The organism is Caballeronia sp. NK8 (assembly GCF_018408855.1).
GTDB lineage: Bacteria > Pseudomonadota > Gammaproteobacteria > Burkholderiales > Burkholderiaceae > Caballeronia.
On record NZ_AP024324.1, the window covers coordinates 216796 to 243123 of the forward strand.

Here is a 26328-nt window from a genome sequence, read left to right on the forward strand (position 1 = left end):
TATGCTCGTCGTGAACTCAACGTGACGAGGATGAGGCATGAAGGTGACGGAAGGGACCGAACGGCTGTGGGGCGGACGTTTCAGATCGGCGCCCGCAGCCGAACTCAAGGCGCTGTCGCGCTCCGAGGAAAGCTTTTTCAGGCTCGCGCCCTATGACCTGGCAGGCTCCAAGGCGCACGCCCGCGAGCTGCAGCGCGCGGGCATCCTGAACGCGGACGAGCTGCAAGACCTGCTGAAGGAAATGGAGCAGGTGCGCGCCGAATTCATCGAAGGGCGGCTCGCGCCGTCGCCGCACGACGAGGACGTGCATACGTTCCTCGAGCGCGTGCTGACGGAACGGCTCGGCGCGGCGGGCGCGAAGCTGCGCGCGGGACGCTCGCGCAACGACCAGGCCGCGAACGACCTGCGCCTGTTCCTGCGCGACAAGGCGCGCAGGATCGCGCGCGACGTGATTGCGCTGCAGGATGCGCTCGTCGCTCAGGCAGAAGCGCATCTGCGCAGCTACAGCACGGGCTTCACGCATCTGCAGCCGGCGCAGCCCGTCGTGTTCGCGCATCAGTTGCTGGCGCATGCGCAGGCGTTCTATCGCGATGTCGATCGCCTGCTCGACTGGGACCGGCGCAGCGCGCGTTCGCCGCTCGGCGCGGCGGCGCTCGCGGGCTCGGCCATCTGCGTGAATCCGGCGCTCTCCGCACGCGAACTCGGTTACGACGGGCCCTGCGAAAACTCGATCGACGCCGTCGCGGCGCGCGATCACGTCGCTGAATTCCTGTTCGTCACGAGCATGCTGGCGGTGGACTTGTCGCGGCTCTCGGAGGAAGTGATTCTCTGGACCTCGCGCCAGTTCCGCTGGGTCGAGCTCGACGACGGCTACGCGACCGGCAGCTCGATCATGCCGCAGAAGAAGAACTCCGACATCGCGGAACTGACGCGCGGCAAGGCAGGGCGTCTGATCGGCAATCTGAGCGGCCTGCTCGCGACGCTCAAGTCGCTGCCGCTTGCGTACAACCGCGATCTTGCCGAAGACAAGAACGCCGCGTTCGACAGCATCGACACGCTCGCGCTCACGCTGCCCGCGATGGCCGGCATGATCCGCACGATGCGCGTGAACGTGGACGAATTGCGCAGGCAGGCGCCGCTCGGCTTCACGCTCGCGACCGAAGTGGCCGACTGGCTCGCGCTCGCAGGCATTCCGTTCAGCGAGGCGCACGAGATCACCGGCGCGCTGGTGCGGGCGTGCGAGGAACGCGGCATCGAGTTGTCCGAGGTGACGGTGGACCTGCTCGCCGCAGTCGATCCGCGTCTTCATGCAGACGTGCTGGACCGTCTCACGCTCGAAGCCGCCGTCGATGCACGCAGCGGCTTCGGCGGCACGGCGCCGGCGCGCGTCGTCGAGCAGATCGATCGCCTGAAGCTGGCGCTCGCGCGGCAGAGCGAATGGGCAAACGAATACGGAGGTCCGACATGTTGAGCGCAGCGGAGCAGGCGCAGCATTCGATGACAGCGGAGCCGTCGACGCTCGAACGCGTGCGTCGCAGGTACTGGGGCCGCTATGTGGCGTCGGCGGCGATCATCGTCGTGATCGGATATATCGTCGCGGCGTTCGCGCGCGGGCAGATCGAATGGCAGACGGTCGGGCGCTTTCTCACCGCGCGCACGATCCTGATGGGCCTCGTCAACACCATCGTCATGACGATGCTCGCGATGGCGTTGGGCATCACGCTTGGCGTCATCACGGCGGTGATGCGGCTCTCCAGCAATCCGGTGCTGAGTTCCGTCTCGCAGGGCTACGTATGGCTCTTTCGCGGCACGCCGGTCATTCTGCAACTGCTCCTGTGGTTCAACCTCGCGCTCGTGTTTCCGACCATCGGCATTCCGGGCGTGTTCGTGTTGCGCACCGTCGATGTCATGACGCCGTTTCTCGCGGCGCTTCTCGGGCTCGGCATCAATCAGGGCGCATATACGTCGGAAGTGGTGCGCGCGGGGCTCCTGTCCGTCGATACCGGGCAATACGAAGCGGCGAAGTCGATCGGCATGCCGCGCCTTCAGGCACTGCGCCGCATCATTCTTCCGCAGGCGATGCGCGTGATCGTGCCGCCCATCGGCAATGAGCTCGTCGGCATGGTCAAGCTCACGTCGCTCGCGAGCGTGATCCAGTACGCGGAGATGTTGCACAACGCGCAGAACATCTACTACGCGAACGGACGCGTGATCGAGCTGCTGATCGTCGGGGCGATCTGGTATCTCGTCGTCGTCACGGTGCTTTCGTTTCTGCAGACGCGGGTCGAGCGGCGCTATGCGCGCGGCGCGGGCCGCGCCTCGAGCCGTCAGTGAGGAGACACGCATGAATCCAATCGTACGCGCAGCGGATGTGCGCAAATCGTTCGGCGAGTTCCAGGCGCTGAAGGGCATCACGCTCGATGTCGCCGAGGGCGAAGTGCTGTGCATCATCGGGCCTTCCGGCTCGGGCAAGAGCACGTTCCTGCGCTGCATCAACCAGCTCGAAACGGTCAGCGAAGGATCGCTATGGGTGAAGGGCGAATTGCTCGGCTATCGGCAGGCGGGACATAAACTGCATGAACTCTCGGAGAAGGAGGTCGCGCGGCAGCGTCTCGCGACCGCGATGGTCTTCCAGCGCTTCAATCTTTTCCCGCACATGACGGCGCTGGAGAACGTGATCGAAGGCCCGGTGCATGTGCTGAAGCGGCCGCGCGTGGAAGCCGTGAAGGAAGCGCGCGCGCTGCTCGAACGCGTGGGACTCGGCCACAAGTGCGATGCGTTTCCCGTGGAGTTGTCGGGCGGCCAGCAGCAGCGCGTGGCCATCGCACGCGCGCTCGCGATGCATCCGCAACTGCTGCTGTTCGATGAACCCACGTCCGCGCTCGATCCCGAACTGGTCGGTGAAGTGCTCGCCGTGATGCGCGGCCTCGCTCGAAGCGGCATGACGATGATCATCGTCACCCACGAACTGGGCTTCGCGCGCGAAGTGGCGAATCGCGTCGTGTTCATGGACCAGGGGCAAATCGTCGAGGCCGGACCGCCGGAGCAGGTGCTGTCCGAACCGCGCCATGCCCGCACGCGAGATTTCATTTCCGCCGTGCTGGCCTGAGAACGTCTGAAGCTTATTCAATCAATCGATTCCGGAGCGAGCGTTTCATGAAAGCCATTCTTCGTTTGCAAAGCCTCTGTGCATTGGTGTGCGCCGCCGCGCTGCTGCATGTCGATGCGGCCAGCGCGCAGACGTCCGCGCCAGGCAAGAAGGAAATCGTCGCCGCCGTGGTGCCGAACTATCCGCCGTTCGAGTTCAAGGACCCGGAAACCGACAAGCTGACCGGCTTCGACATCGATCTCGGCGAAGCGCTCGCCGCGAAGATGGGCGTGAAGATGGTATGGCAGGAAACGAGCTTCGATCAGATGCTGAGCGCGCTCGCCACAAAGCGCGTCGATATCATTTTGTCGGGCATGACGGATATTCCCGAGCGGCGCGCGTCGGTGAACTTTCTCGACTATCTGAAGAGCGGCCCGCAGTTCTATGCGCTGAAAACGCGCGCGGGCGATTTCCCCAACATGGATACGCTGTGCGGCAAGACGATCGGTTCGAGCCGGCGCACCTCGTTTCCTACGAACATCAAGGCGTGGAGCGATGAGCATTGCGTGAAGACGGGCAAGAAGCCGGTCACGGTCGTCGGCACCGATGGCTCGTCGGATGCGCGCATGCAACTGCGTCAGGGACGGCTCGACGCAGCCGTGCAGGGCGGCGAGACCATGCCGTATCAGAACCGGATCGATCAGAACGCCTACGTGACGATCGGCGCGCCGTTCATGTCGCAATACATGGGCGTCGGCATGGCGAAGGACAACGCGGCCGTCAACGACGCCGTGACGAAGGCCTTCGATCAGCTGATCGCCGACGGCACCTATCAAAAGATACTCGCCAAGTGGGGCTTGCAGGACCATGGCGTTCAAAAGGCGCTGATCAATGCAAGCAACTGATCCACGATCCGCGACGCCGCGCTGGCCCAATGGCAAGCGCTCGTGTGTCGCGCTCGCGTTCGATCTCGACGGCCCGACCGGCGGCGCGATGCTCGACGGCTCGATCTGGCGCAATCCCGCGTACTTCACGCTGGGCGCCTATGGGCCGTGGCGCGCGCTCGGCAGGATTCTCGATGTGCTCGGCGAACGCGGCGTGCGCGCGACGTTCTTCATACCCGCGTGGGTGATGGAGAACTGGCCGTCGCAATGCCGCGAGATCGTGCGCGGCGGTCATGAAGTCGCGTATCACGGCTACCGGCACGAGGCGTTCTGGACGCTCACGCCGGAGCGTCAGCGCGAGGTCATGGAGATATCGACACATCTGTTCGAGCGTCATCTCGGCGTGCGTCCGGTAGGCTTTCGCACGCCATCGGGCGACTGGACTGCTGCGACCGCCGGCATTCTCGCGGAGTTCGGCGTGCGCTATTCCAGCTCGATGCGCGGCGACGATCGTCCCTACGTGCTCGATGCGAAGAGCGGTCTGATCGAGATTCCCGCGCGCTGGGAACTGGACGACTATGCATCGCTCGCTTATCAGCGCAGGCCGGACTTTCCCGCGGGCCTCGATCGTATCGCGAGCTACGAGACGACGCTCGACAACTGGCGCCGCGAGTTCGACGGCTCGCATGAAGAGGGGCTCTGCATGACCACGCTGTTTCATCCGAAGGTGTCGGGCAAGCCCGGGCGCATCGCGCTCATCGAGGGCTTGATCGATCACATGCTCGCGGCGGGCGACGCATGGTTCGCGACCGGCAGCGAAGTCGCCGATTGGTGGATGTCGAGCGGACAGGCGGGCGCATGAGAAACGCTGTGAAATGGCCCGGCGGCGCGCGCTCGGCCGTGATTCTCACCGTCGATTTCAACGACGATCTTGGCATTCGCACGCAGACGCCGGCTATCGAGGGCCGCGAGAAATCCTTGTCCGTGTGGCGCTATGGCGCGAAGCGCGGCGTGCATCGCCTGCTCGATACACTCGCTGAATACGATGTGCCTTCGAGCTGGTTGGTGCCTGGACAGGTCGTGCGAACGCATCGCGATCTCGTCGGGCTTATCGACGCGGCTGGTCACGAAATGGGGATAAGCGGCGATGCCTGCGAGGACTTCGACGCGCTCGATCTCGCGCAGCAGAAGCATGCGTTCGATCGCGGGTACGCGGCGCTCGCCGAAGCGCTCGGGCGTGCTCCAGTGGGCTTTCGTCCGTTCACCGGCAACTGGGCGACGGGCTTCGCCGCGCATTTGAACGCGCGCGGCATCGCATGGACCTCGGCGTGGCACGGCGACGACCTGCCTTACTACCAACACGATGCGCCGTTGATCGAATTGCCGCTGCACGTGGAACTCGAAGACGAGCCTTACTTCGCGTTCAATCTCGCGCCGCCGGTGCCGGTCGGTCAGTCGCGCATCGCGTCGTATCGCGAAGTGCTCGACAACTGGACGCGCGACTTCGAGGCATTTCATCGCTTCGGCCTGTGCTTCGTGATGCGGTTGCATCCGGAGATCATCGGCACGGCGGGGCGCATCGGCGTATTGCGGTCCCTGCTCGCGACGATGCGCGCACGCGGCGATGTCTGGTTCGCGACCGGCGCGCAGGCCGCGTCGTGGTGGCGCGAGCGATGCGATGCCAACGAGGCAGGACATCCGGTCGAGATCTTCGAGCGTCACAGGAACACCATCGTATGAACAAGCGAGAGCACTTTCTGTCGGAACGGCTTGCGAACTTCATCGCGGACTCGTCGTTCGATGATCTGCCGCCTGAGGTCGTCGAGAAGGCAAAACGGCATCTGCTCGATACGCTCGGCGCAGCGCTCGCCGGCGCGCGCACCGAGCCGGCGCGCGTTGCGCGCTCGGTGATGGACTCGACCGGCGACGCCATCGTTTGGGGCACATCGCGACGCACGCATGCACGCGATGCCGCGTTCATCAACGGCATCGCGGCGCATGCGCTCGAACTCGACGATTCCGGCGGTTGCGATCACTCGGGCGCGGTCGTCGTGCCGGCGGTGTTTGCGGCGCTGAACCGTGTCGAGCGGCCCGTATCCGGCCGGGAGTTGCTGCACGCGATCGTGCTCGGCTACGACATCGCGCGGCGTGTGCTCGAAGCGTGCGGCGGCTACCCGGCGCACAACGGACGCGGCTGGCATTCGACGATGACCTGCGGCGTATTCGGCGCCGCCGCCGCGAGCGCGCGCGTGCTCGGTCTCGATGCGCGCGGCATCGGCGCGGCGCTCGGGCATGCGGCGAGCTTCGCGGGAGGACTCTGGGGCTTCATCCACGACGGGTCGCAGACCAAGCGCCTGCATTCCGGACGCGCGGCGGAAGGCGGCCTCACGGCGGCGTTGCTCGCGGCGCAGGGTATGAGCGGCGCGAGCCGCGTTTTCGAGGACGTGTGGGGCGGCTTCCTGCGCACGTTCGCGCCCGATTCGGCGAGCCCCGAAGCGCTCGTCGCGGAACTCGGCGCGAACTGGAAGATCATGCGCTGCTCGATCAAGCCGCATGCGTGCTGCCGCAGCATTCATTCGGCGCTGGATGCGCTCATCGAACTGAAGAAGGGTGGAACGGTCGCGCATGTGCGCGTGAAGCTCAGCGAATTCGTGCACGGGATGTGCGGCGACCGCGCGCCGGTCAATCTGGCATCGGCGCAAATGAGCATGCCCTATGCGCTCGCCGCTGTACTCGTGTTCGGCCATGCGGGCATCGAGGCGTTCACCGGACGCGCGCGCGGGGACGAGCGCGTCGCGTCGATGATGCAGCGCATCGTGCTCGAGCCGGATGCATCGCTGGCCGATCTCGACGAGCCCGAAGTCACGGTCACGTACGTCGACGGCACGGTGCGCTCGCTTCGGGCGACGATTCCGCTGGGCGACCCGCGCCGTCCACTGGACGATACGCAACTGCTGACGAAGTACCGGAGCCTCGCGGCCGATGTGATCGGACACGATGCAACCGGTTCGCTGGCACATGCTGTGCTGAGCGTCGAAGAATGGACGGACGCGAACGTGCTCGAACGTCTGCTCGTGGGACACGCTGGGTCGTACGAGAGCGAAATCAGGTAGTGGCCACTGGATCTACCGTCAGGCTAAGGGGCGCGCTCCTGAAGGCCCGTCACACAGCGGATGGGCGGCTCTGGCTAGCAAGGGCCGATTGTCGCACCGTCGGCCTGCTTCGGAGAATTGCTTGAATTTATGTCACAATATGCCTTAAATTTAATGCGACCACGCCTCTATGCGCTTGCGTGGATTGGTCGCTTTGCGGGTGTGGGGCGAACGACATCTCAGGTCAACGGCTCTGCATGAATCAGGAGCAACACAATGAGCAGGATCGTTAATTCGCTTTGGAAGGCGATTCATGCGATAGGGCGGGATCGACTACTTATGGGACTGATAGCGCTGGCATTGATTGCGGGCGCGGGGATTGCCATCGCAAGCAAGGTGAAGATGGCCTTCGACAAGAACGGATTGGAAATCTGTCTCATCTGCTCGGAGGTCGGGCATACGCGATCGCCCGATTAGTGAATCGATAACGATCGCGCGTGAGACCGTTTCGTCATACCTCACGACGATACGCTCATCCACGCGGTCGAGTTTGCAAATCCCTACCTGTTGACGCGGTAACGACATGTCGTAGCGGGCTTCGAGTGAAAGAATCTGTAACCACTTGAATCTCACTGTCGCTGTGCTCCGTATGCGCAATGAGAGGTCGGCGGCTCAGCCGAAGCCGTGGGCGCGCGAATCAGCGGGGAGCATTCTGATGCTTGGAAATTACGATCGTATCGTCGTCATGGGCTTTTGGATTGTCGGGGTATCAATCCTCGGCTTATTCGCATTGTTCCAGCACCATGAGCAGCATGCGATCGAACCGGTATGGTCATCCCGGCAACAGTCATCAGTGGTGACGGGCACCGTTGGTTCCTTGTCGCCCACGACGAATGTCCATCCGGTACGCGCTGTTACGGACGAACGGGAGGATATCGACGCCGATAAGCCGGTCACGGCCGAAATGACGTCGAGCGTCGGTGGTCCGGATGCTGCCGATGAACTGGATTCGAGTCCGCGAGAGGCGAGCTCGCAGGCTTCGAATGTCGAAAGAGGGAGGCCGGAGCGCGCGATCACGCAGCAGCCGCGACGGCCTGCCGAGCGCAAGCATGCAGCGCCGCAGAGCAATGAACGCGCGGGAAGCGCACACGACAATACTGTCTCCTCCGGGCATCATGAAGCGGAGATCGATCATGCGGAAAGCCCGAATCGTGACGCAATGCTACCTGTGCAGCCTGCGATGGCGAACTCAGCACTGCGGGCGTTGCCGGAGGATGCGACGGCTCAGCCTGCGATCCAGAGCCGGCCGCTTCCGGTCGACGTTTCGCCGCCCTTGCCAGCGACACCGCCGCCAAAATCCCGGCAGGATGTGCAAGACGAACTTCGCAAGGCGCGGTTGAACGGTTCGCTTCCCAGATTCGGCAATCCGGACCCCTACGGTCCGGGCGGATCGCCGAGTTCGGCTGACAGATAGCGAGCAGACGCGCTGCATCCGCCCTGTTCGCGCAGGTGCTGGATCAACCGCGTCACTGCCGCCGATAAAGCCCGTCCGCGCAGCGTCAACAGCCCAAGGTTCACCATCGGCAGGGGCAACTCCACCGGCAACACGGCCACCATCGCGTAACGGGCGTAGTACTGCGCCACGTCCTCGGGCACCACCGAGATCATGTCCGAAGCTTCGATCATCGCGGTCGTGGCAAGCAGGTTGGAGGTCTCGATGACGTCGAGCGTGTCGGTCATGCCGGCGAGCGCCAGGATGTTCTCCACGCGCAGGCGCATCGGGCTTCCGACGGGATGGAGAATCCAGGTCAGCGTCACGAGATCCTTTAGCGCCAGTTTGTCGATCCGGGTGGCGGGATGCTGCGGCCTGCCGATCACGCGCATGTGCTCGGGCGTGCCGAACAGTTCCACCTCGACTTCCGGATGACTGCTCCGGTCGGGCAGACGGCCGATCACCACATCCAGATCCCCACGGATCAGCGACGGCAACAGCATGTCGCTGGTGCCCACATCGACGGAAATCCGCACCCGCGGGTTATCCGCCTTGAACGCCAGCAGGCTGCGCGTGATGAGCGAGGGCACCGGCCCGACCACCGTCCCGATGCGCGCGAGCCCCGCCGCGCCTGCCGCCAGTTCCCTGATTTCCGATTCGGCATGGCTGAACTCGTGGACTACGCCCTGCGCGAAACGAATGAGCACTTCGCCGAACGCAGTCGGCTCCATGCCGCGCGGCAGACGCGTGAACAACGGTACGCCGATGCGCTCTTCGAGTTGCTGCAGAAGCAGGCTCGCCGCGGGCTGCGTGGTGTGCATCGCTGCCGCCGCCTTGCGAAGGTTGCGGTACTCGGCCAGCGCATTGATCAGGGCGATCTGGCGACTGGAAATCTTCAGCGGCGCATGTGTCGGCGCGACGACGGCCGCCGGGTCGGGGAGGTCGGAAGACATATGAATTCTGGTATCGATAGATACGGATCGACAATTATTCATATATCGCACGGACATGTACAGTCCAGTTCACTTCAAGCGAGCCACGACACACATGAACACGCGAATCACCCAAATCGAAGTCCGCGACATCCGGTTTCCCACGTCGAAGTCTCTCGACGGCTCCGACGCGATGAACGCCGCGCCCGATTACTCGGCGACCTACGTGGTTCTGCACACGGATTCACCCGACGGCATGGAAGGGCACGGCCTGACGTTCACGATCGGACGTGGCAACGAGATTTGCGTGAAGGCCGTCGAATCGCTGTCCGGGCTCGTCTCGGGCCTCACACTCGAAGAGATCACCGCCGACATGGGCGGCTTCTGGAAGCGGATCACGTCCGCCGATAGCCAGTTGCGCTGGCTCGGGCCGGAGAAGGGCGTGATCCACCTCGCCACGGCGGCCATTGTCAATGCGGTGTGGGACCTGTGGGCCAAATCGGCGGGTAAGCCGATCTGGAAGCTGCTCGTCGACATGACGCCCGAAGCGCTCGTGCAATGCCTCGACTTCAGCTATGTCACCGACGTGCTGACGCCGGAGGAAGCGATCGCGCTGCTGCGCAGACAAGCATCCGGCAAGGCGTGCCGCGAGGCCGAGATGCTGGAGCACGGCTTTCCCGGCTATACGACCGCGCCAGGCTGGCTCGGCTACTCCGAGGAGAAGATGCGCCGGCTCGCCCGCGAAGCCGTCGCTGCGGGCTGGACCCACGTCAAGCAGAAGATCGGCGCCGACATCGACGAAGACATGCGGCGCGCGCAGATCCTGCGCGAGGAGATCGGCTGGGAGCGCGCGCTGATGATGGACGCCAATCAGGTCTGGAGCGTCGATCAGTCGATCGAGGCGATGCGCCGGCTGGCTGTCTTCGAGCCCTTGTGGATCGAGGAGCCGACGAGCCCCGACGATATTCTCGGCCATGCGCGCATCCGCGAGCGGATCGCGCCGATAGGCGTCGCGACCGGCGAGCACTGCCACAATCGCGTGATGTTCAAGCAGATGTTCCAGGCGCGCGCATTCGATTTCTGCCAGGTCGATGCGGCACGTCTCGGCGGTCTCAACGAGGTCTTGATCGTCCTGCTGATGGCGGCGAAGTTCGGCATCCCGGTGTGCCCTCACGGCGGAGGCGTGGGCCTTTGCGAGTACACGCAGCATATTTCGCTGTTCGACTACATCGCCGTGGGCGGGTCGCTCGAGAATCGCGTGCTCGAGTATGTCGATCATCTGCACGAACACTTCCTCGACCCCGTGACGATTCGCCAGGGCCGCTATATGCCGCCCAGCCGGCCCGGCTACAGCGTCGAGATGAAGCGCGACACGCTTGCGCGCTTTCAGTATCCGGACGGGCCCGTCTGGTCGGACATCGAAGCATCCTAGGGCGCGGCGCTATCTCTCAGCCTCGCCATCACGCTCCAATTGCTTCTGCAGTCCATCCAGCACGACGTCGATATATCGATCGAAGCTTCGCTCGAGTGCGCGATTGGTTCCTCCCTTCCATCGCACGATGAACGCCTGGTTGGACATGCGCGTCATGTTCGCCGTCAACAGTGGAAACGCATCACGTTCAAGCTCTTCGAAACGTGTGCGCAGCCTGCTCTCCCATTCGTCGCGCTCATCGGCGCCGTGGCTGGCGAATTCGAGCGTGACGAATCCGACCATGGCGGTGATCACGGTGTTGTAGACGTGAATCAGTTCCTCGGATTTGAAGCCCGCCGACAACAACGTCTGAAGTACCGCCTCGACCATCACCGGATTCATACTGGCGTTCGAAATGATCTGCGACCCGAGCAGCGGCGCGACGTTCGGATGCCGCGCGACTGCCGAACGGTAGCGATGGAACAATTCTTTTAGCCACTCGCGCCAGCGCCCCGGCGGAAGCGTTGGGGGAACGAGGTCGCCGAGCGCGCGCGTGATGACTTCGACGAGCAATTCGTCGCGGCTCGCGACGTACCAGTAAATGGCGGTCGGATAGACGCCGAGCTCGCGCGCGACATCGCGCAGGCTGAACGACGTGTAACCCTTGGCGTCGATCAGTGCGAGCGCCGCTTCGACGACACGTTCCCGCGAGAGCCCCTGATCGCGCGCGGAGCGGCCCCGTCGCTTCTTTTCTGGCGCGGGCGGCGCTGCCTCTTCCTTTTTGCTCAACGTAACTTCCCGAGTTTCAGTTCGACCGAGCGTCACTCTACTGCAATCGGTGCCCGCACGCGACACGTGCGGGAAAACCCGGCAATCTGCTCGCTTGCGCGATTTAATTGTACGGCGTACAGTAAATGCAAATCGGCAGCACGGACGTCGCGGGCGCGCCGCTTTGGCTGAACAGAACGCCGCTCGAGCAAGCGGCGCGGCATTCATTTTGATTAGTCATACTACGCAAAGGATCGGTTCATGAAACCCAGGGCGCTTACTTTCGACTACTTCGGCACGCTCGTCGACGTGACCACGGGAGGCATACGCGGCATCGAAGCCGTGCTGCAGCATCTCTCCCTCGCTCCGGCGAAATCCGCCGCCGATGTCTACCTCGACTGGGACATGCGCGCGGTCCAGACCTACCGAAGCCACGCCTATATGCGTTATCGCGTGGTGGCGCAGCATGCGCTCACGGGCTGTCTGGAAGCGCTCGCGCAAGGATGCACCGACGGCCGGGATATGGCGGCGCTGACCGAGTTGCTGCTCACGCATCTCGTGGAGTCTTCGCCGCCCTTCGACGACGCCGTGGCTTTCCTCGACTGGGCCCGTGAACACTTCACGCTGATGCCCATCACCAACATGGACACGGACCTGTGGCGCCGCAGCCGCCTCGTGAGCTACTTCCCGCACGTGACGACGGCTGAAATGGCGCGGGCCTACAAGCCCTCGGAAACGATCTTCAAGACCGGGCTCGCGACGCTCGGCCTGAATGCCGACGAGATCTTCCATTGCTCGATCGGCACCTGGGCGGACATCGACGGCGCGAAGCCGCTCGGCATCCGGGTCGCGTGGATCAATCGCGGCAACGAGCGTCTGGGCGACTGGCAGGCGCGTCCGGACCATGAATTCGCCACGCTCGAACCGGTGCGCGGCTTACTGGAACGGCTCATCGAACGGTAACAGGAGCACGAACATGCGTATCCCGGCAATCAAGACTTTCGTTCTATGTATGAGCATCGCGTGTGCGGCTCCGGCCGTGCGTGCGGACACACTCGTGAAGATCGGCGTGGCGGGTCCGCTGACCGGCTCGCAGGCGGCGAGCGGCAAGGACAATGAACGCGGCGCGAGACTGGCGGTCGACGACCTGAACGCGAGGCGCATGACGCTCGGCGCTCAGCCGCTCAGGTTCGAACTGATCTCGGTGGACGACCAGTCGGATCCGAAAGCCGGCGTGACGGCCGCGCAGAAGCTCGTGGACAGCGGCGTGATCGCCGTCATCGGTCACTGGAATTCAGGCGTGACGATTCCCGCATCGAAGATCTACAACGACGCCAAGGTAATCATGATCACGCCCGCGGCGTCGAACCCGGCGCTGACCGAGCCGGGCTACCCGTACGTGTTTCGCCTCACCACGGACGACAACGTGCTCGGCGCGAAGATGGCGGATTACGCGCTCAATACGCTGCATCTGAAGCGCGTCGCGGTGATCGACGACCGCACCGCTTATGGTTCGGGCGTCGCGGATGTGTTCGTCGCCACGGCGAAGAAACTCGGCATCGATATCGTGACGCGCGAGTACTCGACCGATCACACGGTGGACTTCAAGGCCGTGCTGTCGAAGATCAAGCCGGCAAAACCGGACGGCATCTTCTACGGCGGCTACTACGGCCAGGCCGCCTATCTGGCCCGGCAGATGCGCGATCTCGCGGTCAACGGCGTATTGATGGGCGGCGACGGCTTGTGCGTCGGCGAATTCCCGCGCCTGGCCGACGGTGCGCTCGACAAGAAGATGTACTGTCCGCAGGGCGGCACGCCGCTCGGCGCATTGCCGGAAGGCAAGCGTTTCGAGACACGCTTCAAGGCGGCGTATGGCGTGAATCCGGATCAGAAGGGACCGTCGTTCTATGCAGCGACGATGATGATCGGCGACGCAATCTCGTCGGCGCAATCGCTCTCTCCCGAAGCGCTCGACAAGACGCTGCATCAGACCACCTTCAATACGCTGTTCGGTCAGGTCCGGTTCGATCAGCGCGGCGAATGGATCAAGGCGCCAATGACGGTGTACTGGTCGGCGGGCGGATCGATCGTACCGGTCGACTGACCGCGGGAAGGATGCCGATCATGAACCAACCTCGAACCATCCAGGAAGCGTATGTCCACTGAAAACGCAGTATCTCCGCAACTCGACATGGAAGGACTCGGCCGAGCCGCGGAGCGCGCCGCCGGCATCTTCGCCGAGGCGAATCCGAAGAGCGCCGCCGCCCATCTCGACGCGCTCGCTGTCATGCCTGGCGGCAACACGCGCTCGGTGCTGTTCTATGCGCCGTTTCCGCTGACGATCGCACGCGGCGAAGGCAAGCGCCTGTGGGATCTGGACGGCCACGCCTACACGGATTTCCTCGCCGAATACACGACGGCGATGTACGGCCACAGCCACCCCGTGATACGCGCGGCGATCGTCGAGGCGCTCGACAACGGCCTGAACCTGACGGGTCACAACACGCTGGAAGTGCCGCTCGCGCGCCTGTTGCGCGAACGCTTCGAGTCGGTCGAGTCCTTGCGCTTCACCAATTCGGGAACCGAGTCGAACCTGATGGCCATCGCGGCATCGCTCATCTTTACGGGGCGCAGGAAAGTCGTCGCGTTCACCGGCGGATATCACGGCGGCGTGCTGACCTTCGGCAACGGCAACAGTCCCGTGAACGTGCCGCACGAGTTCATCGTCGCGTCCTACAACGATCTTCCCGGCGCGCAACGGATCTTCGCCGCGCATGGCGATGAAATCGCCGCCGTCATTGTCGAACCGATGCAGGTCGCGGGCGGATGCATCGTCGGCGAACCGGATTTTCTCGCAGGCCTGCGCGATCTCACGCAGCGTCACGGCGCGCTGCTGATCTTCGACGAAGTCGTGACCTCGCGGCTGTCGGGCGGCGGACGGCAGGCGCTGCTCGGAATCCGGCCCGACCTCACGACCTTCGGCAAGTACATCGGCGGCGGCATGTCGTTCGGCGCGTTCGGCGGGCGGGCGGACGTGATGGCGCAATTCGATCCGCGCAGACCCGGCGCGACGCCGCACGCGGGCACCTTCAACAACAACGTGCTGTCGATGGCGGCGGGGCACGCGGGTCTGTCGCGGCTCTATACGCCGGGCGCTGCCGCCGCGCTCAGCGAAAAGGGCGAGCGGCTGCGCGCGCGACTGAACGGACTGTGTCGCGAACGCGGCGTGGCGATGCAATTCACCGGTATCGGATCGCTGATGAACCTGCATGCGGGCGTGCATCCGATCCATTCGGTGGAGGACTTCATCGAAGGCGAGTCGCTGCTCAAGGACCTGTTCTTCTTCCACATGCTGGAGCGCGGCTGCTATGTCGCGCGGCGCGGTTTCATCGTGCTGACGCTGGCGCATGACGAAGGCGATCTCGAACGTTTCGCGCAAGCGGTGGCGTCGTTCATCGATCGTCATGAAGCGCTGTTGCGCGCGCGATAGATCATTCATGGAGACTCCGTTGATCCCTGCTCAGTCACCTGCCGGACCGAAGCGCCTGCGCAGCCGCCGCTGGTTCGACGACCCCTCGAATCCCGGCATGACCGCGCTCTATCTCGAGCGCTACATGAACTTCGGCATCACGCGTGAGGAGTTGCAGTCGGGCAAGCCGATCGTCGGCATTGCGCAGACCGGCTCGGATCTCGCGCCGTGCAACCGGCATCATCTCGAACTGGCGAAGCGCGTACGCGACGGCATTCGCGACGCGGGCGGCATTCCGCTCGAGTTCCCCGTGCATCCGATCCAGGAAACCGGCAAGCGTCCGACCGCCGCGCTCGACCGCAATCTCGCGTATCTCGGCCTTGTCGAAGTACTGCACGGTTATCCGCTCGACGGTGTCGTGCTCACCACTGGTTGCGACAAGACCACGCCCGCCTGCCTGATGGCGGCGGCGACGGTCAACATTCCGTCGATCGTGCTGTCGGGCGGACCGATGCTCGACGGCTGGTATCGCGGCAAGCTGGCGGGGTCGGGCACGGTCGTGTGGGAGGCGCGCAAGGAACTCGCGACCGGCCAGATCGACTACGACGCGTTCATGGAGAAAGTGGCGTCGTCCGCGCCATCCGCCGGACACTGCAATTCCATGGGCACCGCGCTTTCGATGAACGCCCTCGCCGAGGCGCTCGGCATGTCGCTGCCCGGTTGCGCGTCCGTGCCCGCGCCCTACCGCGAGCGCGGCTGGTTCGCCTACGAGACGGGCAGGCGGATCGTGTCGATGATCGCGGAGAACCTGCGGCCGTCGGACATCATGACGCACGAGGCGTTCGAGAATGCGGTCGTGGTCGCGGCCGCGATCGGCGCGTCGTCGAATTGCCCGATTCATCTGATCGCGATCGCGCGTCACATCGGCGTGCGCCATACGCTCGACGACTGGCAGCGCGTGGGCGCGCAGATTCCGCTGCTGGTCGATTGCCAGCCGGCCGGGCGCTTTCTGGGCGAGGCGTTCCACCGTGCGGGCGGCGTGCCTGGCGTGATGCGCGAATTGCTCCGTGCGGGCCGGCTTCATCGCGATGCGTTGACCGTGACGGGAAGCACGCTCGCCGAGAATCTCGCCGGCGTCGCCGAGCCCGACCGCGAGGTGATTCGCGCTTTCGATGCGCCGCTCAAGGCAGCGGGCGGCCACGTCGTTCTGAGCGGCAATCTGTTCGACAACGCCGTGATGAAAGTCAGCGTGATCGACGCGCGCTTTCGGGAGCGCTTTCTGTCGAACGCCGCCGACGCGGATGCATTCGAAGTGAAAGCGGTCGTCTTCGAAGGCCCGGAGGACTATCACGCGCGCATCGACGATCCTGCGCTCGATATCGACGAACATTCGATCCTGGTCATGCGCAACTGCGGTCCGGTCGGTTATCCGGGCGGCGCCGAAGTGGTCAACATGCAGCCGCCCGCCGCGCTGATCCGGCGCGGCGTCGACACGCTGCCGACCATGGGCGACGGCCGTCAGAGCGGAACGTCGGGCAGTCCGTCGATCCTGAACGTGTCGCCGGAAGCGGTGGTGGGAGGCGGGCTCGCGTTGCTGAAGACCGGCGATCGCCTGCGTATCGATCTCAACGCGCGGCGTGTCGATCTGCTCGTGTGCGCCGATGAACTCGCCGCGCGGCGCGCCGCGTGGACGCCGCCCGAACTCGCGGACCAGACGCCGTGGCAGGCCATCTATCGAAGCATGGTCGGACAGCACGGCGACGGCGCGTGCCTCGAACCGGCGACACTGTTTCTGAACATCGTCAAGACGCGCGGCGAGGCGCGCGACAACCATTGATGGAGAGCGCATGATTCGACAGGACGACGCGCAAGCGGCGCGCGTAGGCATCGTGACAGGAGCGGGCTCGGGCATCGGCCGTGCGGCGGCGCTCGAACTGCTTCGCAACGGCTGGTCGATCGCGCTGCTCGGCAGGCGCCGCGAGCCACTCGTGGAGATTGCACATGCCCGCGAGTTTGCGGGCCGCGCACTCGCGCTCCCGTGCGACGTGTCGGATGCGCGGGCGGTGGCCGCGTCGTTCGATGCGGTCGTCGCGCGATTCGGCCGGCTCGACCTGCTGTTCAACAACGCGGGCGTCGGCAATCCGCCGGGGCCTTTCGACACGTGGACGCCCGCGCAATGGCGCGGCGTCGTCGACGTGAATCTAAACGGCATGTTCTTCTGCCTGCAGAGCGCGTTCCGGATCATGTCGGCACAGACGCCGCGCGGCGGCCGCATCATCAACAACGGTTCGCTGTCCGCATGGGCGCCGCGTCCCAATTCGATGGCCTATACCGCGACCAAGCATGCCGTCGCGGGACTCACGCGCTGCGCATCGCTCGACGGCCGCGCGCTGGACATTGCAGTCGGTCAGATCGATGTCGGCAACGCCCACAGCGCGCTTGCCTCGGCGATGGCGCAGGGCGTGCCGCAGGCGAACGGCGAACTCGCCGCCGAACCGCTGATCGACGTGGAGATAGTCGGGCGTTCGGTCGCCTATATGGCCAGTCTGCCGCTCGACGCAAACGTGCTGTTCCATACGGTCATGGCGACCAAAATGCCGTTCGTCGGCAGAGGCTGACCGGATGCGGAGGCGGCTGGGCGACGGCTATTGGCGCGGCGGGACCATCGTCGGCGGGACGACCCAGGCGGACGTCGGGGCCATGTAGTAGGGCGGCGCGCTGCGTCGCATCAGCATGCCGGTGACCGAGAGCGTCACGCCCGGCGGAAGCGGTGGCCCGATGATCAATACACGGGGGACCAGGACCCGGCCCTGCGCGTCCTGAGAAAAACGCTTGTCGATCACGCACAGCGGCGGGTCCATCGCCAGCATCCAGACGGCTTGTTGCGCGCCGCTGTCGGTTTCCATGACGTCCTGCACGGGCGTGCCGCGAAGCGTCATGTTCGTGCCGACCGGGAAGCAGACAGGGGCGGCGGCCCAGGCCGCGCTGGCCCACATGAAGGGCAGTATGCACAGAAGGCGGTTCTTCACGGGACGACGCTCCTTTCGGCAATTGAACGAAATCGCTTTCACTGGCCTTATCGGACCTGTGCGGCAGCCGAAACAGGGTCCCGGTTGCGCGTGATCCATTCGCTGAAGAGCTTGACCTTCGGCTGATTCGCGACGCAATCCGGATAGACGAAGTAGTAGCGTGACCCCGTCTCCAGCACGGTGTCGAACGGCATGACAAGCCGTCGGGCGGCGACGTCTTCGCTGACCAGCGTGCGGTCGCTGATCGCAACCCCGAAACCCTGCATGGCGGCATTGGTCGCCATATCGAGCGTTTCGAAGGTCGGGCCGAGCGTCGCATCGATCTCGTTCGCACCCGCGCGGTCGAGCCAGAGCTTCCAGTCGCGATGATCCCGCGTCGGATGCAGCAGGGCATGATGCGCAAGATCCGCCGTGGCGGCGAGCGGCCTTTCATTGAGCAGATCGGGTGAGCACACGGGCGTGAGCTGCTCGTCGAAGAGCGGCACGGCGTGCACGTCCGCACCCGGCGACGATCCATAGATGATCGCCGCATCGAACGATTCCACCTGAAAGTCGACGTCGTGCTGCCAAGTTGTAGTGATCTGCAGTTGCAGTTCGGGATGCTCGCCCTGAAAACGCATGATCCTCGGCAGCATCCAGCGCATCACGCAGGTCGGGACTTTCAGCGCGAGATCGGTGCGCTGGCGCGTGAGACGCAGCGACACCTCCTCGATACGCGCGAACCCCTCTCTGACGACGGGCAGCAGCACATCGCCTTCGGCGGTCAACGTCAGTCCCCGTGCGCCCCGTATGAAAAGAGGAAATCCGAAGTACTCTTCGAGCGCGAGAATCTGCCTGCTGATTGCCCCTTGCGTGAGGCACAGATGTTCAGCCGCGCGCGTGAAACTGCGGTGCCGCGCGACTGTTTCGAAGATCTGCAATGCATTGAGCGGAGGAAGTCGTCGCATGGGGCGTGTCTCCGGTCAGGGGAATCGTGTGCTGCGCAGGTAGTGTAGCAAGCCCGACGCGCCGCGACGGCGACACGCTATCAATGAAGTATCTTGCCCAGAAATTCCCTCGCACGCTCGGAGCGTGGATGGGCAAAGAACGCGTCCTTGTCGTCGTCTTCGACGATGCGCCCGTGGTCCATGAAGATCACCCGGTGCGCGACCTTTCTGGCGAAGCCCATTTCGTGCGTGACGCACATCATCGTCATGCCCTCCTGCGCCAACTCGACCATCACGTCCAGCACTTCGTTGATCATCTCCGGATCGAGCGCGGAAGTCGGTTCGTCGAAGAGCATCGCGACCGGGTCCATCGATAACGCCCGCGCGATCGCCACGCGCTGCTGCTGGCCGCCGGACAGCTGCGCGGGGTACTTGTCCGCGTGCGCGCGCAGGCCGACTCGCTGAAGCAGGCGCAGCGCCTTGTCGGACGCTTCGTCTTTCGAGCGGCCCAGCACTTTCGTCTGCGCAAGCGTGAGGTTCTCCGTGATCGACATATGCGGAAACAGCTCGAAATGCTGAAACACCATCCCGACCTTCGAGCGCAGCTTCGACAGATTGGTGCGCTTGTCATGGACCGACTCGCCGTTGATCGTGATGTTCCCGCTCTGAAACGGCTCGAGTCCGTTGACCGTCTTGATGAGGGTCGATTTGCCAGACCCGGAAGGCCCGCAGACCACGACCACTTCGCCTTTGCTGACCGTGGTGGTGCAGTCGGTCAGAACCTGAAACTGGCCGTACCACTTCGACACGTTACCGATGGAAATCATGCGCGAACCCGTTTTGAAAGGACGTTGGACACCGTGTCGAATTTCAACGATGTCTGCCGACCCGATACCGGCGTTCGAGCGCGCGCGCATACCAGGTCAGCGGAAAGCACATCGCGAAGTACAGCAACGCGACGAGGGCGTAGATCGGGAAAGGGCGAAACACTGCGTTCGTGATCATGGTGCCGGTCTTGGTCAGCTCCGTGAGCCCGATGATCGACGTGAGCGCGGTGCTCTTCACGACCTGCACGAGAAAGCCGACGGTGGGCGGCACGGCGATCTTCCATGCCTGCGGCCACACGACATAACGCAACTGCTGCGTCCATGTCATGCCGAGGCTCGCCGCCGCGCTCCATTGACCGCGCGGCACCGCTTCGACACAGCCGCGCCAGATGTCGGAGAGATAGGCGCCGGTATAGAGCGTGAGCGTGACCGTCGCCGCAGCCCACGGCGACACTTCGACACCCAGCAGCGGCAGGCCGAAGAAGCCGAGGAAGAGCTGCATCAGGAGCGGCGTGCCCTGGAACACTTCGACATACAGCACCACGAACCTGCGCAGCCACGGCAACGGCGACACGCGCATGGCGAGCAGCACCAGCCCCGTCAGGCCGCCGCCGACGAACGCGATCACCGAAAGCAACAGCGTCCAGCGCGCGGCGAGCATCAGATTGCGCGCGATATCCCACAGCGTGAACTCGATCATCGTGAACGCTCCTTCGGAAGGCCGCGACCGGCCAGGGCTGCACGCATGGAAAAGAGACCGCGCAAGCCGCGTCGAGGCGCAATCGTGACGCCGCGGGCTGCCCGCCCTGCGAACAGCCGCCGGCCGACCCGGTTGATCAAGAGGCGCAGCACGATCGACAGCAGCAGATAGATCGCGGTGACGATCACGTAGCATTCGAACGAACGGAAGTTGCGCGACTGAATGAAACTGGCGGCATGGGTCAGATCCGCCACCGAGATCTGCGACACGACCGCGGAGCCGAGCATCACGATCAGGACCTGGCCGAGCAACGCCGGAAATACGTTGGCAATCGCCTGCGGCAGCACCACGTGGCGAAACACGTGCGGGCCGCGCAAGCCGAGCGCCATCGCGGCCTGGACCTGTCCGCGCGGAATCGAGTCGATGCCCGCCCGGACGATTTCTATCGCATACGCGCCGAGGTTCACCGTCATTGCGAGCACGGCGGCTTCCATTTCGCCGATGTGCACGCCGAGGCTCGGCAGCCCGAAGAACACGAAGAACAGCTGCACGAGAAACGGCGTGTTGCGAATGAGCTCGACATACGAGGCCACCACGGCGCGAACCGGCTTCGATCCCGTCACGGCGATGCACGCTCCGCCGATACCGACCAGACCGCCCAGGACCGTCGATACGGCGGTGAGACCCAGCGTGACCGCGACACCATGCGCGAGCACGTCCGCGTAGAGACCGAAGTCGCTGAAATCGAACGTGTAGCTCATCGAGGTATCCCCGGCGCGCGAATGGACGAAAAGGCGCAGCGCATCACAGATCGGCCGGCAGCGGTGCGCGCAGCCACTTCTGGGAAATGGCGTTCATCGTGCCGTCCTTCTTCGCGGCTGCGATGGCTTCGTCCACCTTCTGCTTGAGGCGCGGTTCGTTCTTGTTCAGACCGACATGATCAGGCGAACTGAACAGCGAAAATTTTTGCTCGGGATCGTTCGAGGGGTGACGGGCGATGATGGTCGCGCCCACGTCGTTGCCGACCACGAGCAATTGCGTCTGCCCGGCCAGAAACGCGGAAATCGCGCCATTCGGGTCGTCGAAGCGCTTGATGGTCGCGGACGGCGGCGCGACCTTGCTCACGCTCAGATCTTCGAGCGTGCCGCGCGCAACCGCGATGCTCTTGCCGGCCAGATCGCCCGCGTTCTTCACAGCCAGCGTTTTCGGACCGAATACGGCGAGGTTGTACGGCGCATACGCCTGCGAGAAGTCGATGACCTTTTCGCGCTCCGGCGTCTTGCCGACCGAAAGCAGCATGTCGGCCTTATGGTCGACGAGGTACGCCATGCGGTTGTCGCCCGTGACCTGAATCAGTTCAACCTTCGCGTTGAGCGTCTTGCCGATGAGGCTGGAAACGTCGATGTCATAGCCTTGCGGCTTCATGTCCGGCCCGATCGAGCCGAACGGCGGATAGTCCTCGAACACGCCGATCCGCACGACGCCGGATTTGCTGATGGAGTCGAGCGCATCGGCCTGCGCGAGCGGCACGAATGCGCAAAGGCCCACGACGCCGGAGAGGGCGAGGGTGGCGGACGCGCGCTTGAGGAAGCGCTGCACGGAAGTCGTCGTGTTCATGGGGTGTCTCCTGTGACTGTGTTTTGGTCGGCGTGAATCAGTGCGCGGTACGTGCCGCGATGAGCTTGCAGGCATGCGGAGGCAACTCCGCGAAGATGGGCATGCCAACCCGCAGGTCCGGTGTTTCGCGCGGGGTCGTGGCGGCGGTGAGCGTGAAGCCGGCGCAATCGATGGTGGCTTCGAGCGACGAGCCGACATCGCGGATGAACGCCACTTTGCCGGCCAGCACATTCGGTCCCGGATTGGCCATGACCGAGCGCATCGATACATCCTCGGGGCGAATCAACAAGCGGACATCACCGGTCGCGCCGCCTGCGCGCAGCGCGTCGTCGACGACGATCTGCTGGCCGCCCGGTAGCGCGATGCGATCCGTGCCGTCGAGCGTGACGGGCAGGATGTTGCCGAGACCGATGAAATCGGCGACGAACTCGCTGACGGGATTGCGATAGATGTCGAGCGGCTTGCCGACCTGCGCGATGCGTCCTTTTTCCATCACGACGATTTCGTCGGCCATCGTCATGGCTTCGCGCTGGTCATGCGTCACCATGATCGTCGTGATGCCGAGGCGTTGCTGCAGCAGGCGGATTTCGACCTGCATCGCTTCGCGCAGCTTCGCGTCGAGCGCGGAGAGCGGTTCGTCGAGCAGCAGCAGCTTCGGCGACGACGCGATCGCGCGCGCGATGGCCACGCGCTGGCGCTGCCCGCCCGAGAGCCGCGAGATCGGCCGGTCCGCCATGTGCGGCAACTGGATCAGTTCGAGCAGCTCGGCGACCCGCGACGCCTGCGCGTCCTTCGCGACGCGGCGCAGCCGCAGCGGATAGGCGATGTTCTGCGCCACCGTCATGTGAGGAAAGAGCGCGAGCGACTGGAACACCATGCCGAAATCGCGCTGGTTCGCCGGCACGTGCGTCAGATCGCGCCCGGCAAATGCGACGGTTCCGGACGTCGCCGTTTCGAGTCCCGCGATGATCCGCAACAGCGTCGTCTTCCCGCAGCCGGAGGGTCCGAGAAAGCACACGAGCTTGCCGTCGGGCACGGCGAGATCGACGTGGTCGACTGCATATGCGGTGTGAAAGCGCTTCGTCACCGCCTGAAGTGTCAGATGAGTCATGAGGGTTCCCTTTCATAGCGCGACTTCACAGCGCGACGCCAGCGTCGCCGACCAGTTTTTCGAGCAGCCAGATCAACGCGAAATCGATGAGCACGATCACGACCGCGAACGAGAACACGGTCGGATCGAGCGAGGACACGGTGCGGCTGTACAGCCAGATCGGCAGCGTCATCGTATCGATGCCGTACAGAAAGAACGTCACCGTGAATTCGTTGAACGAGATGATGAAGGCGAACAGCATGCCGGCCAGAATGCCTGGCCGCATGAGCGGCAGAACTACATCGACGATCGCGCGGCGCGGGCTCGCGCCCATCAGGCACGCGGCTTCCTCGAACTCGGGGCCGATCGAGGCGACCGACGCGGCGCAGTTCTTCACCGTGAACGGCAAGGCGAGAATCACGTGCGCGATGATGAGCCGGAAGATGCCGAGCTCGACGGGCAGCACGTTGAACACGAGCAGCAGCGAGAGCCCGAGCATCACGAGCGGATAGACGAGCGGCAGCGCGACGAGCTGTTCGATCACGGCCTTGCCGCGAAAGCGGTAGCGTGAAAGCGCGTAGGCGGCCGGCACCGAGACCGCGGTGGCGAGCAGCATCGTCGAGATCGCGACGATGAAGCTCGTCGTCAGGGCGGTGCCCATCGAGAGCACATCGCTGGCGTCGGGCGACAGGAACGTGTGCCACGCGGCGTGATACCAGCGCAGTCCGAAGCTCTGCGGCGGGAATTCAAGCGTGTCCGACGTGCCGAACGACATCGTGATCATCGTCAGGATCGGCAATGCCGCGAGAAACAGCACGATGGTCGCGAGCAGGCTGGTCGCGCGGCTCAGCCGTCCCGGCATGATCGCGGAGAGGCGCAGGGTACTCATGAGCAAGACCCCTTCGTGCGTTGCATGCCGCGCACGAGCCGTTGCGAGACCGACATGACGACGAGCGTCGCCACCATCAGCACCACGCCGGATGCCGACGCCGCCGGCCAGTTCAGGAGCGGCGCGACTTGGTCGTGCACCAGCACGGCGAGCATGGGCACGCGCCGCCCGCCGAGCAGCAGTGGCACGGCGAACGCGCTCGCGTTGTAAGCGAAGACCAGCAGGGCGCCGGACACGAGGCCGGGCATCGCGAGCGGCAGCACGATGTGGCGCAACGTCTGCCCGCGGCTCGCGCCGAGCGTCGCGGCCGCTTCCTCGTAGGAGCGCGAGATGGCGCGCATCGCGCTCGCGAGCGGCAGCACGGCGAGCGGAAACGCGGTCTGGATCAGGCCGAGCAGCACGCCGTTCTCGCGGTAGAGCCACTGCAGCGGGCGCTGCACGAGACCGGCGGCAAGCAACGCATGATTGAGCATGCCCGCCGGTCCCAGCATCACGAGCCAGCCGTAGCCCTGCAGCAGCAGGTTGACGAGCAGCGGCAGGAGCACGCCTGCAAGGAGCAGCCGGCGCGCGAGCCGCGACTCCGTGCGCGCCATGGCAAGCGCGACAGGAATCGCGAGCAGCACCGCGCAGATCATGCTTTGGAACGCGAGCTTCAGCGTGAGCCAGAGCGAACGCAGAAAGTACGAATCGGCGAGGTCCGCGTAGTTGCGCAGCGTGAACGCATGCCACTCGTTCCCCGACACGCCGACGCTCATGCGCAGCACCGCGAGCGAAGCCGCGATGAGCACGGCGAGAAACGCCAGGATCGGCGCGAGCAGCACCCAGGGCGGCACCCTGGGCAACGCGGGAGCCGCCGGCTGCCCGACGGCTTCGTCTGCCATTGCGCCTGTCCTGCGACGGAAAAGAAGTGCGGACATGGATGTCAGGCCGAGAAGATTTCCGTGTAGCGCTTGATCCAGGCCGGCTGCACCGCCGCCAGCGCCTTGTCGTCGTGCAACACGGCGCTCTCGGCGATCTGTTGGGCAGACGGCACGAACGCGCGGCTTTCGGCGGGAATCACGGCCTTCGAGTTCACCGGACCGTTCAGCACGTCGGCGGCCATGCGGCCTTGCACGCCGGCGTCGAGAGAATGGTTGATGAACGCGTGGATCAGGTCGATATCGCCCGGATGCGCCTTCGGGATGACCGTGAACATCAGTTGTGTCGCGAAGCCTTCCTTCATGCCATACGTGACGGCCATCTTGTACTCGGGCTTGCGCAATTGATTGGGGAAGAACGCCGGCGAATAGATGCCGCCGATATCCAGCGATCCGGTGCGAAACAGATCGGCGACCTGGTTCGGGTTCTCGCCGAGCGTGAGCACGCGGTCCTTCAGTTGCGCGAGCTTCTTGAAGCCCGGTTCGATGTTCTGCTGCGAGCCTCCGGCCATCTTGGCGGCGATGATCGCGAGATCGACCGCTTCAGCCCACTCCGGCGGCGGCAGGAAGATCCGGCCTGCATACTTCGGATCCCAGAGCGCCTCGTAGCTCGACGGCGCCGTCTTGACCGAGGCCGTGCTGTAGAAGAGGCCGTCCGACCACAGCAGATAACCGATCCCGAAACCATTGGCGCCGGTACGGTACTGCGCGCCGACGTCCTTCAGGTTCGGCAGCTTGTTCAGATCGGGCTTCATGAGAAGGCCGGCGTCCGCGAGGCCCGAAGCGCCCACGCCCGCGAGCGTGATCACGTCGTAGGTCGGCCTGTCGCCGGCCGCCTTCACTTTCGCCACCATGCCGGAGGTGCCGTCGGCGCGGTCCGCGACGACCTGCGCGCCGGTCTTTTGACTAAAGGTCGCGGCGATGTTGCGCAATGCCGCCGCGCCGGTGTCGTCGGACCACGTCAAGAGGCGCAGCGTCTTGCCGGCAAAGCTCTTTTCCTGCGCCTTCGCCGTGCTGATGAACGGCATCGGCAGGCTCGATGCGGCGAGCGCCGCGCCGATGGTCTTGATGGCCTGCCTTCTGCCTCGTTTGATGTCTTGCATGGCTCACTCCTCGCGAAAACGGTGCAGCGGTCGGTCAATGCGGTGGGTCGATCAACAACGGCTTCGGTGAGAACACTCTAGGGATGCCAAATTT

27 protein-coding genes are annotated in these 26328 nt (G+C 64.4%); 15 read left to right on the forward strand and 12 right to left on the reverse strand.

Annotated elements, in window-relative coordinates; translation table 11 throughout:
* The first annotated feature begins 37 nt into the window (after nt 1-37).
* The 9 genes from argH (at nt 38) to NK8_RS22620 (ending at nt 8538) form a co-directional block, all read left to right on the forward strand.
* Nucleotides 38-1471, forward strand: coding sequence for an argininosuccinate lyase (argH, locus tag NK8_RS22580; RefSeq protein WP_213231227.1), 1434 nt, complete (start codon nt 38-40; stop codon nt 1469-1471).
* Complete coding sequence (locus NK8_RS22585; protein WP_213231229.1) at nt 1465-2334, forward strand: amino acid ABC transporter permease; 870 nt, start codon at nt 1465-1467, stop codon at nt 2332-2334. Before argH ends, NK8_RS22585 begins: the two co-directional genes overlap by 7 nt.
* Before the next feature lie 10 nt (nt 2335-2344).
* Complete coding sequence (locus NK8_RS22590) at nt 2345-3109, forward strand: amino acid ABC transporter ATP-binding protein (RefSeq protein ID WP_225936387.1); 765 nt, start codon at nt 2345-2347, stop codon at nt 3107-3109.
* A 47-nt stretch (nt 3110-3156) separates the two neighbouring features.
* Nucleotides 3157-3993, forward strand: coding sequence for an ABC transporter substrate-binding protein (locus tag NK8_RS22595; protein ID WP_213231231.1), 837 nt, complete (start codon nt 3157-3159; stop codon nt 3991-3993).
* Complete coding sequence (locus NK8_RS22600) at nt 3980-4834, forward strand: polysaccharide deacetylase (RefSeq protein WP_213231232.1); 855 nt, start codon at nt 3980-3982, stop codon at nt 4832-4834. Before NK8_RS22595 ends, NK8_RS22600 begins: the two co-directional genes overlap by 14 nt.
* Complete coding sequence (locus NK8_RS22605) at nt 4831-5712, forward strand: polysaccharide deacetylase (protein WP_213231233.1); 882 nt, start codon at nt 4831-4833, stop codon at nt 5710-5712. Before NK8_RS22600 ends, NK8_RS22605 begins: the two co-directional genes overlap by 4 nt.
* A complete protein-coding gene (locus NK8_RS22610) occupies nt 5709-7085 on the forward strand; it encodes an MmgE/PrpD family protein (protein WP_213231234.1) in 1377 nt (458 codons plus the stop codon). The genes NK8_RS22605 and NK8_RS22610 overlap by 4 nt, the downstream gene beginning before the upstream one ends.
* Before the next feature lie 255 nt (nt 7086-7340).
* Nucleotides 7341-7541, forward strand: coding sequence for a hypothetical protein (locus NK8_RS22615; protein ID WP_162068970.1), 201 nt, complete (start codon nt 7341-7343; stop codon nt 7539-7541).
* A gap of 238 nt (nt 7542-7779) precedes the next feature.
* Nucleotides 7780-8538, forward strand: a complete 759-nt coding sequence (locus NK8_RS22620; RefSeq protein ID WP_213231235.1) for a hypothetical protein — start codon at nt 7780-7782, stop codon at nt 8536-8538.
* Here NK8_RS22620 and NK8_RS22625 read toward each other — a convergent pair.
* On the reverse strand, nt 8499-9509 hold the full coding sequence (locus NK8_RS22625) for a LysR family transcriptional regulator (protein WP_213231236.1): 1011 nt from the start codon (nt 9507-9509) through the stop codon (nt 8499-8501). The two genes, NK8_RS22620 and NK8_RS22625, sit on opposite strands and share 40 nt — an antisense overlap.
* A gap of 94 nt (nt 9510-9603) precedes the next feature.
* On the opposite strand from NK8_RS22625, the gene NK8_RS22630 reads away from it, so the two are divergent.
* Nucleotides 9604-10920 (forward strand): L-fuconate dehydratase, encoded by a 1317-nt coding sequence (locus tag NK8_RS22630; RefSeq protein ID WP_213231237.1) that lies wholly within the window; start codon nt 9604-9606, stop codon nt 10918-10920.
* A 9-nt stretch (nt 10921-10929) separates the two neighbouring features.
* Here the strand turns inward: NK8_RS22630 and NK8_RS22635 are convergent, their stop codons facing one another.
* On the reverse strand, nt 10930-11688 hold the full coding sequence (locus tag NK8_RS22635) for a TetR/AcrR family transcriptional regulator (RefSeq protein WP_213231239.1): 759 nt from the start codon (nt 11686-11688) through the stop codon (nt 10930-10932).
* Between the two features lie 240 nt (nt 11689-11928).
* Here NK8_RS22635 and NK8_RS22640 point away from each other — a divergent pair, with 240 nt between their 5' ends.
* From NK8_RS22640 to NK8_RS22660, 5 genes are read left to right on the forward strand one after another with little or no spacing between them, the layout of a single operon-like run.
* Nucleotides 11929-12630: an HAD family hydrolase gene (locus tag NK8_RS22640; protein WP_162068975.1), complete on the forward strand. Its 702-nt coding sequence runs from the start codon at nt 11929-11931 to the stop codon at nt 12628-12630.
* Nucleotides 12631-12643: 13 nt separating this feature from the next.
* Nucleotides 12644-13771 carry a branched-chain amino acid ABC transporter substrate-binding protein gene (locus NK8_RS22645; RefSeq protein WP_213231241.1) on the forward strand — a complete coding sequence of 376 codons (1128 nt, stop codon included), beginning with the start codon at nt 12644-12646 and terminating at the stop codon, nt 13769-13771.
* A 51-nt stretch (nt 13772-13822) separates the two neighbouring features.
* Nucleotides 13823-15157, forward strand: coding sequence for an aspartate aminotransferase family protein (locus NK8_RS22650; RefSeq protein ID WP_213231243.1), 1335 nt, complete (start codon nt 13823-13825; stop codon nt 15155-15157).
* A 19-nt stretch (nt 15158-15176) separates the two neighbouring features.
* On the forward strand, nt 15177-16973 hold the full coding sequence (locus NK8_RS22655) for an IlvD/Edd family dehydratase (protein WP_225936388.1): 1797 nt from the start codon (nt 15177-15179) through the stop codon (nt 16971-16973).
* 10 nt (nt 16974-16983) lie between these two features.
* Nucleotides 16984-17754, forward strand: coding sequence for an SDR family oxidoreductase (locus NK8_RS22660; RefSeq protein WP_213231247.1), 771 nt, complete (start codon nt 16984-16986; stop codon nt 17752-17754).
* A gap of 27 nt (nt 17755-17781) precedes the next feature.
* Here the strand turns inward: NK8_RS22660 and NK8_RS22665 are convergent, their stop codons facing one another.
* The 10 genes from NK8_RS22665 to NK8_RS22710 all read right to left on the reverse strand — a co-directional run bounded on the left by NK8_RS22665 (nt 17782) and on the right by NK8_RS22710 (nt 26234).
* Nucleotides 17782-18165 carry a hypothetical protein gene (locus NK8_RS22665; protein WP_225936389.1) on the reverse strand — a complete coding sequence of 128 codons (384 nt, stop codon included), beginning with the start codon at nt 18163-18165 and terminating at the stop codon, nt 17782-17784.
* 47 nt (nt 18166-18212) lie between these two features.
* On the reverse strand, nt 18213-19112 hold the full coding sequence (locus tag NK8_RS22670; RefSeq protein WP_213231249.1) for a LysR substrate-binding domain-containing protein: 900 nt from the start codon (nt 19110-19112) through the stop codon (nt 18213-18215).
* Nucleotides 19113-19192: 80 nt separating this feature from the next.
* Complete coding sequence (locus NK8_RS22675) at nt 19193-19918, reverse strand: amino acid ABC transporter ATP-binding protein (protein ID WP_162068981.1); 726 nt, start codon at nt 19916-19918, stop codon at nt 19193-19195.
* A 43-nt stretch (nt 19919-19961) separates the two neighbouring features.
* Entirely contained in the window at nt 19962-20618 is a 657-nt protein-coding gene (locus tag NK8_RS22680) for an amino acid ABC transporter permease (RefSeq protein ID WP_213231251.1), read from the reverse strand.
* A complete protein-coding gene (locus NK8_RS22685) occupies nt 20615-21379 on the reverse strand; it encodes an amino acid ABC transporter permease (RefSeq protein WP_213231253.1) in 765 nt (254 codons plus the stop codon). Before NK8_RS22685 ends, NK8_RS22680 begins: the two co-directional genes overlap by 4 nt.
* Nucleotides 21380-21422: 43 nt before the next feature.
* On the reverse strand, nt 21423-22235 hold the full coding sequence (locus NK8_RS22690) for a transporter substrate-binding domain-containing protein (protein ID WP_162068984.1): 813 nt from the start codon (nt 22233-22235) through the stop codon (nt 21423-21425).
* Nucleotides 22236-22272: 37 nt separating this feature from the next.
* Nucleotides 22273-23346 carry an ABC transporter ATP-binding protein gene (locus NK8_RS22695; RefSeq protein ID WP_213231255.1) on the reverse strand — a complete coding sequence of 358 codons (1074 nt, stop codon included), beginning with the start codon at nt 23344-23346 and terminating at the stop codon, nt 22273-22275.
* Between the two features lie 25 nt (nt 23347-23371).
* On the reverse strand, nt 23372-24214 hold the full coding sequence (locus tag NK8_RS22700; RefSeq protein WP_213231257.1) for an ABC transporter permease: 843 nt from the start codon (nt 24212-24214) through the stop codon (nt 23372-23374).
* A complete protein-coding gene (locus NK8_RS22705; RefSeq protein WP_225936390.1) occupies nt 24211-25095 on the reverse strand; it encodes an ABC transporter permease in 885 nt (294 codons plus the stop codon). Before NK8_RS22705 ends, NK8_RS22700 begins: the two co-directional genes overlap by 4 nt.
* A gap of 41 nt (nt 25096-25136) precedes the next feature.
* Nucleotides 25137-26234 (reverse strand): PotD/PotF family extracellular solute-binding protein, encoded by a 1098-nt coding sequence (locus tag NK8_RS22710; protein ID WP_162068988.1) that lies wholly within the window; start codon nt 26232-26234, stop codon nt 25137-25139.
* Nucleotides 26235-26328: the final 94 nt, after the last annotated feature.

Coding starts and splice junctions, on each gene's coding strand:
- NK8_RS22620 (WP_213231235.1), top strand. CDS start 7,780: ATGCTTGGAAATTACGATCGTATCGTCGTCATGGGCTTTTGGATTGTC.
- argH (WP_213231227.1), top strand. CDS start 38: ATGAAGGTGACGGAAGGGACCGAACGGCTGTGGGGCGGACGTTTCAGA.
- NK8_RS22670 (WP_213231249.1), bottom strand. CDS start 19,112: ATGCGACGACTTCCTCCGCTCAATGCATTGCAGATCTTCGAAACAGTC.
- NK8_RS22630 (WP_213231237.1), top strand. CDS start 9,604: ATGAACACGCGAATCACCCAAATCGAAGTCCGCGACATCCGGTTTCCC.
- NK8_RS22625 (WP_213231236.1), bottom strand. CDS start 9,509: ATGTCTTCCGACCTCCCCGACCCGGCGGCCGTCGTCGCGCCGACACAT.
- NK8_RS22645 (WP_213231241.1), top strand. CDS start 12,644: ATGCGTATCCCGGCAATCAAGACTTTCGTTCTATGTATGAGCATCGCG.
- NK8_RS22695 (WP_213231255.1), bottom strand. CDS start 23,346: ATGACTCATCTGACACTTCAGGCGGTGACGAAGCGCTTTCACACCGCA.
- NK8_RS22640 (WP_162068975.1), top strand. CDS start 11,929: ATGAAACCCAGGGCGCTTACTTTCGACTACTTCGGCACGCTCGTCGAC.
- NK8_RS22710 (WP_162068988.1), bottom strand. CDS start 26,234: ATGCAAGACATCAAACGAGGCAGAAGGCAGGCCATCAAGACCATCGGC.
- NK8_RS22680 (WP_213231251.1), bottom strand. CDS start 20,618: ATGATCGAGTTCACGCTGTGGGATATCGCGCGCAATCTGATGCTCGCC.
- NK8_RS22600 (WP_213231232.1), top strand. CDS start 3,980: ATGCAAGCAACTGATCCACGATCCGCGACGCCGCGCTGGCCCAATGGC.
- NK8_RS22660 (WP_213231247.1), top strand. CDS start 16,984: ATGATTCGACAGGACGACGCGCAAGCGGCGCGCGTAGGCATCGTGACA.
- NK8_RS22705 (WP_225936390.1), bottom strand. CDS start 25,095: ATGGCAGACGAAGCCGTCGGGCAGCCGGCGGCTCCCGCGTTGCCCAGG.
- NK8_RS22610 (WP_213231234.1), top strand. CDS start 5,709: ATGAACAAGCGAGAGCACTTTCTGTCGGAACGGCTTGCGAACTTCATC.
- NK8_RS22585 (WP_213231229.1), top strand. CDS start 1,465: ATGTTGAGCGCAGCGGAGCAGGCGCAGCATTCGATGACAGCGGAGCCG.
- NK8_RS22590 (WP_225936387.1), top strand. CDS start 2,345: ATGAATCCAATCGTACGCGCAGCGGATGTGCGCAAATCGTTCGGCGAG.
- NK8_RS22595 (WP_213231231.1), top strand. CDS start 3,157: ATGAAAGCCATTCTTCGTTTGCAAAGCCTCTGTGCATTGGTGTGCGCC.
- NK8_RS22615 (WP_162068970.1), top strand. CDS start 7,341: ATGAGCAGGATCGTTAATTCGCTTTGGAAGGCGATTCATGCGATAGGG.
- NK8_RS22690 (WP_162068984.1), bottom strand. CDS start 22,235: ATGAACACGACGACTTCCGTGCAGCGCTTCCTCAAGCGCGCGTCCGCC.
- NK8_RS22650 (WP_213231243.1), top strand. CDS start 13,823: ATGTCCACTGAAAACGCAGTATCTCCGCAACTCGACATGGAAGGACTC.
- NK8_RS22675 (WP_162068981.1), bottom strand. CDS start 19,918: ATGATTTCCATCGGTAACGTGTCGAAGTGGTACGGCCAGTTTCAGGTT.
- NK8_RS22700 (WP_213231257.1), bottom strand. CDS start 24,214: ATGAGTACCCTGCGCCTCTCCGCGATCATGCCGGGACGGCTGAGCCGC.
- NK8_RS22605 (WP_213231233.1), top strand. CDS start 4,831: ATGAGAAACGCTGTGAAATGGCCCGGCGGCGCGCGCTCGGCCGTGATT.
- NK8_RS22685 (WP_213231253.1), bottom strand. CDS start 21,379: ATGAGCTACACGTTCGATTTCAGCGACTTCGGTCTCTACGCGGACGTG.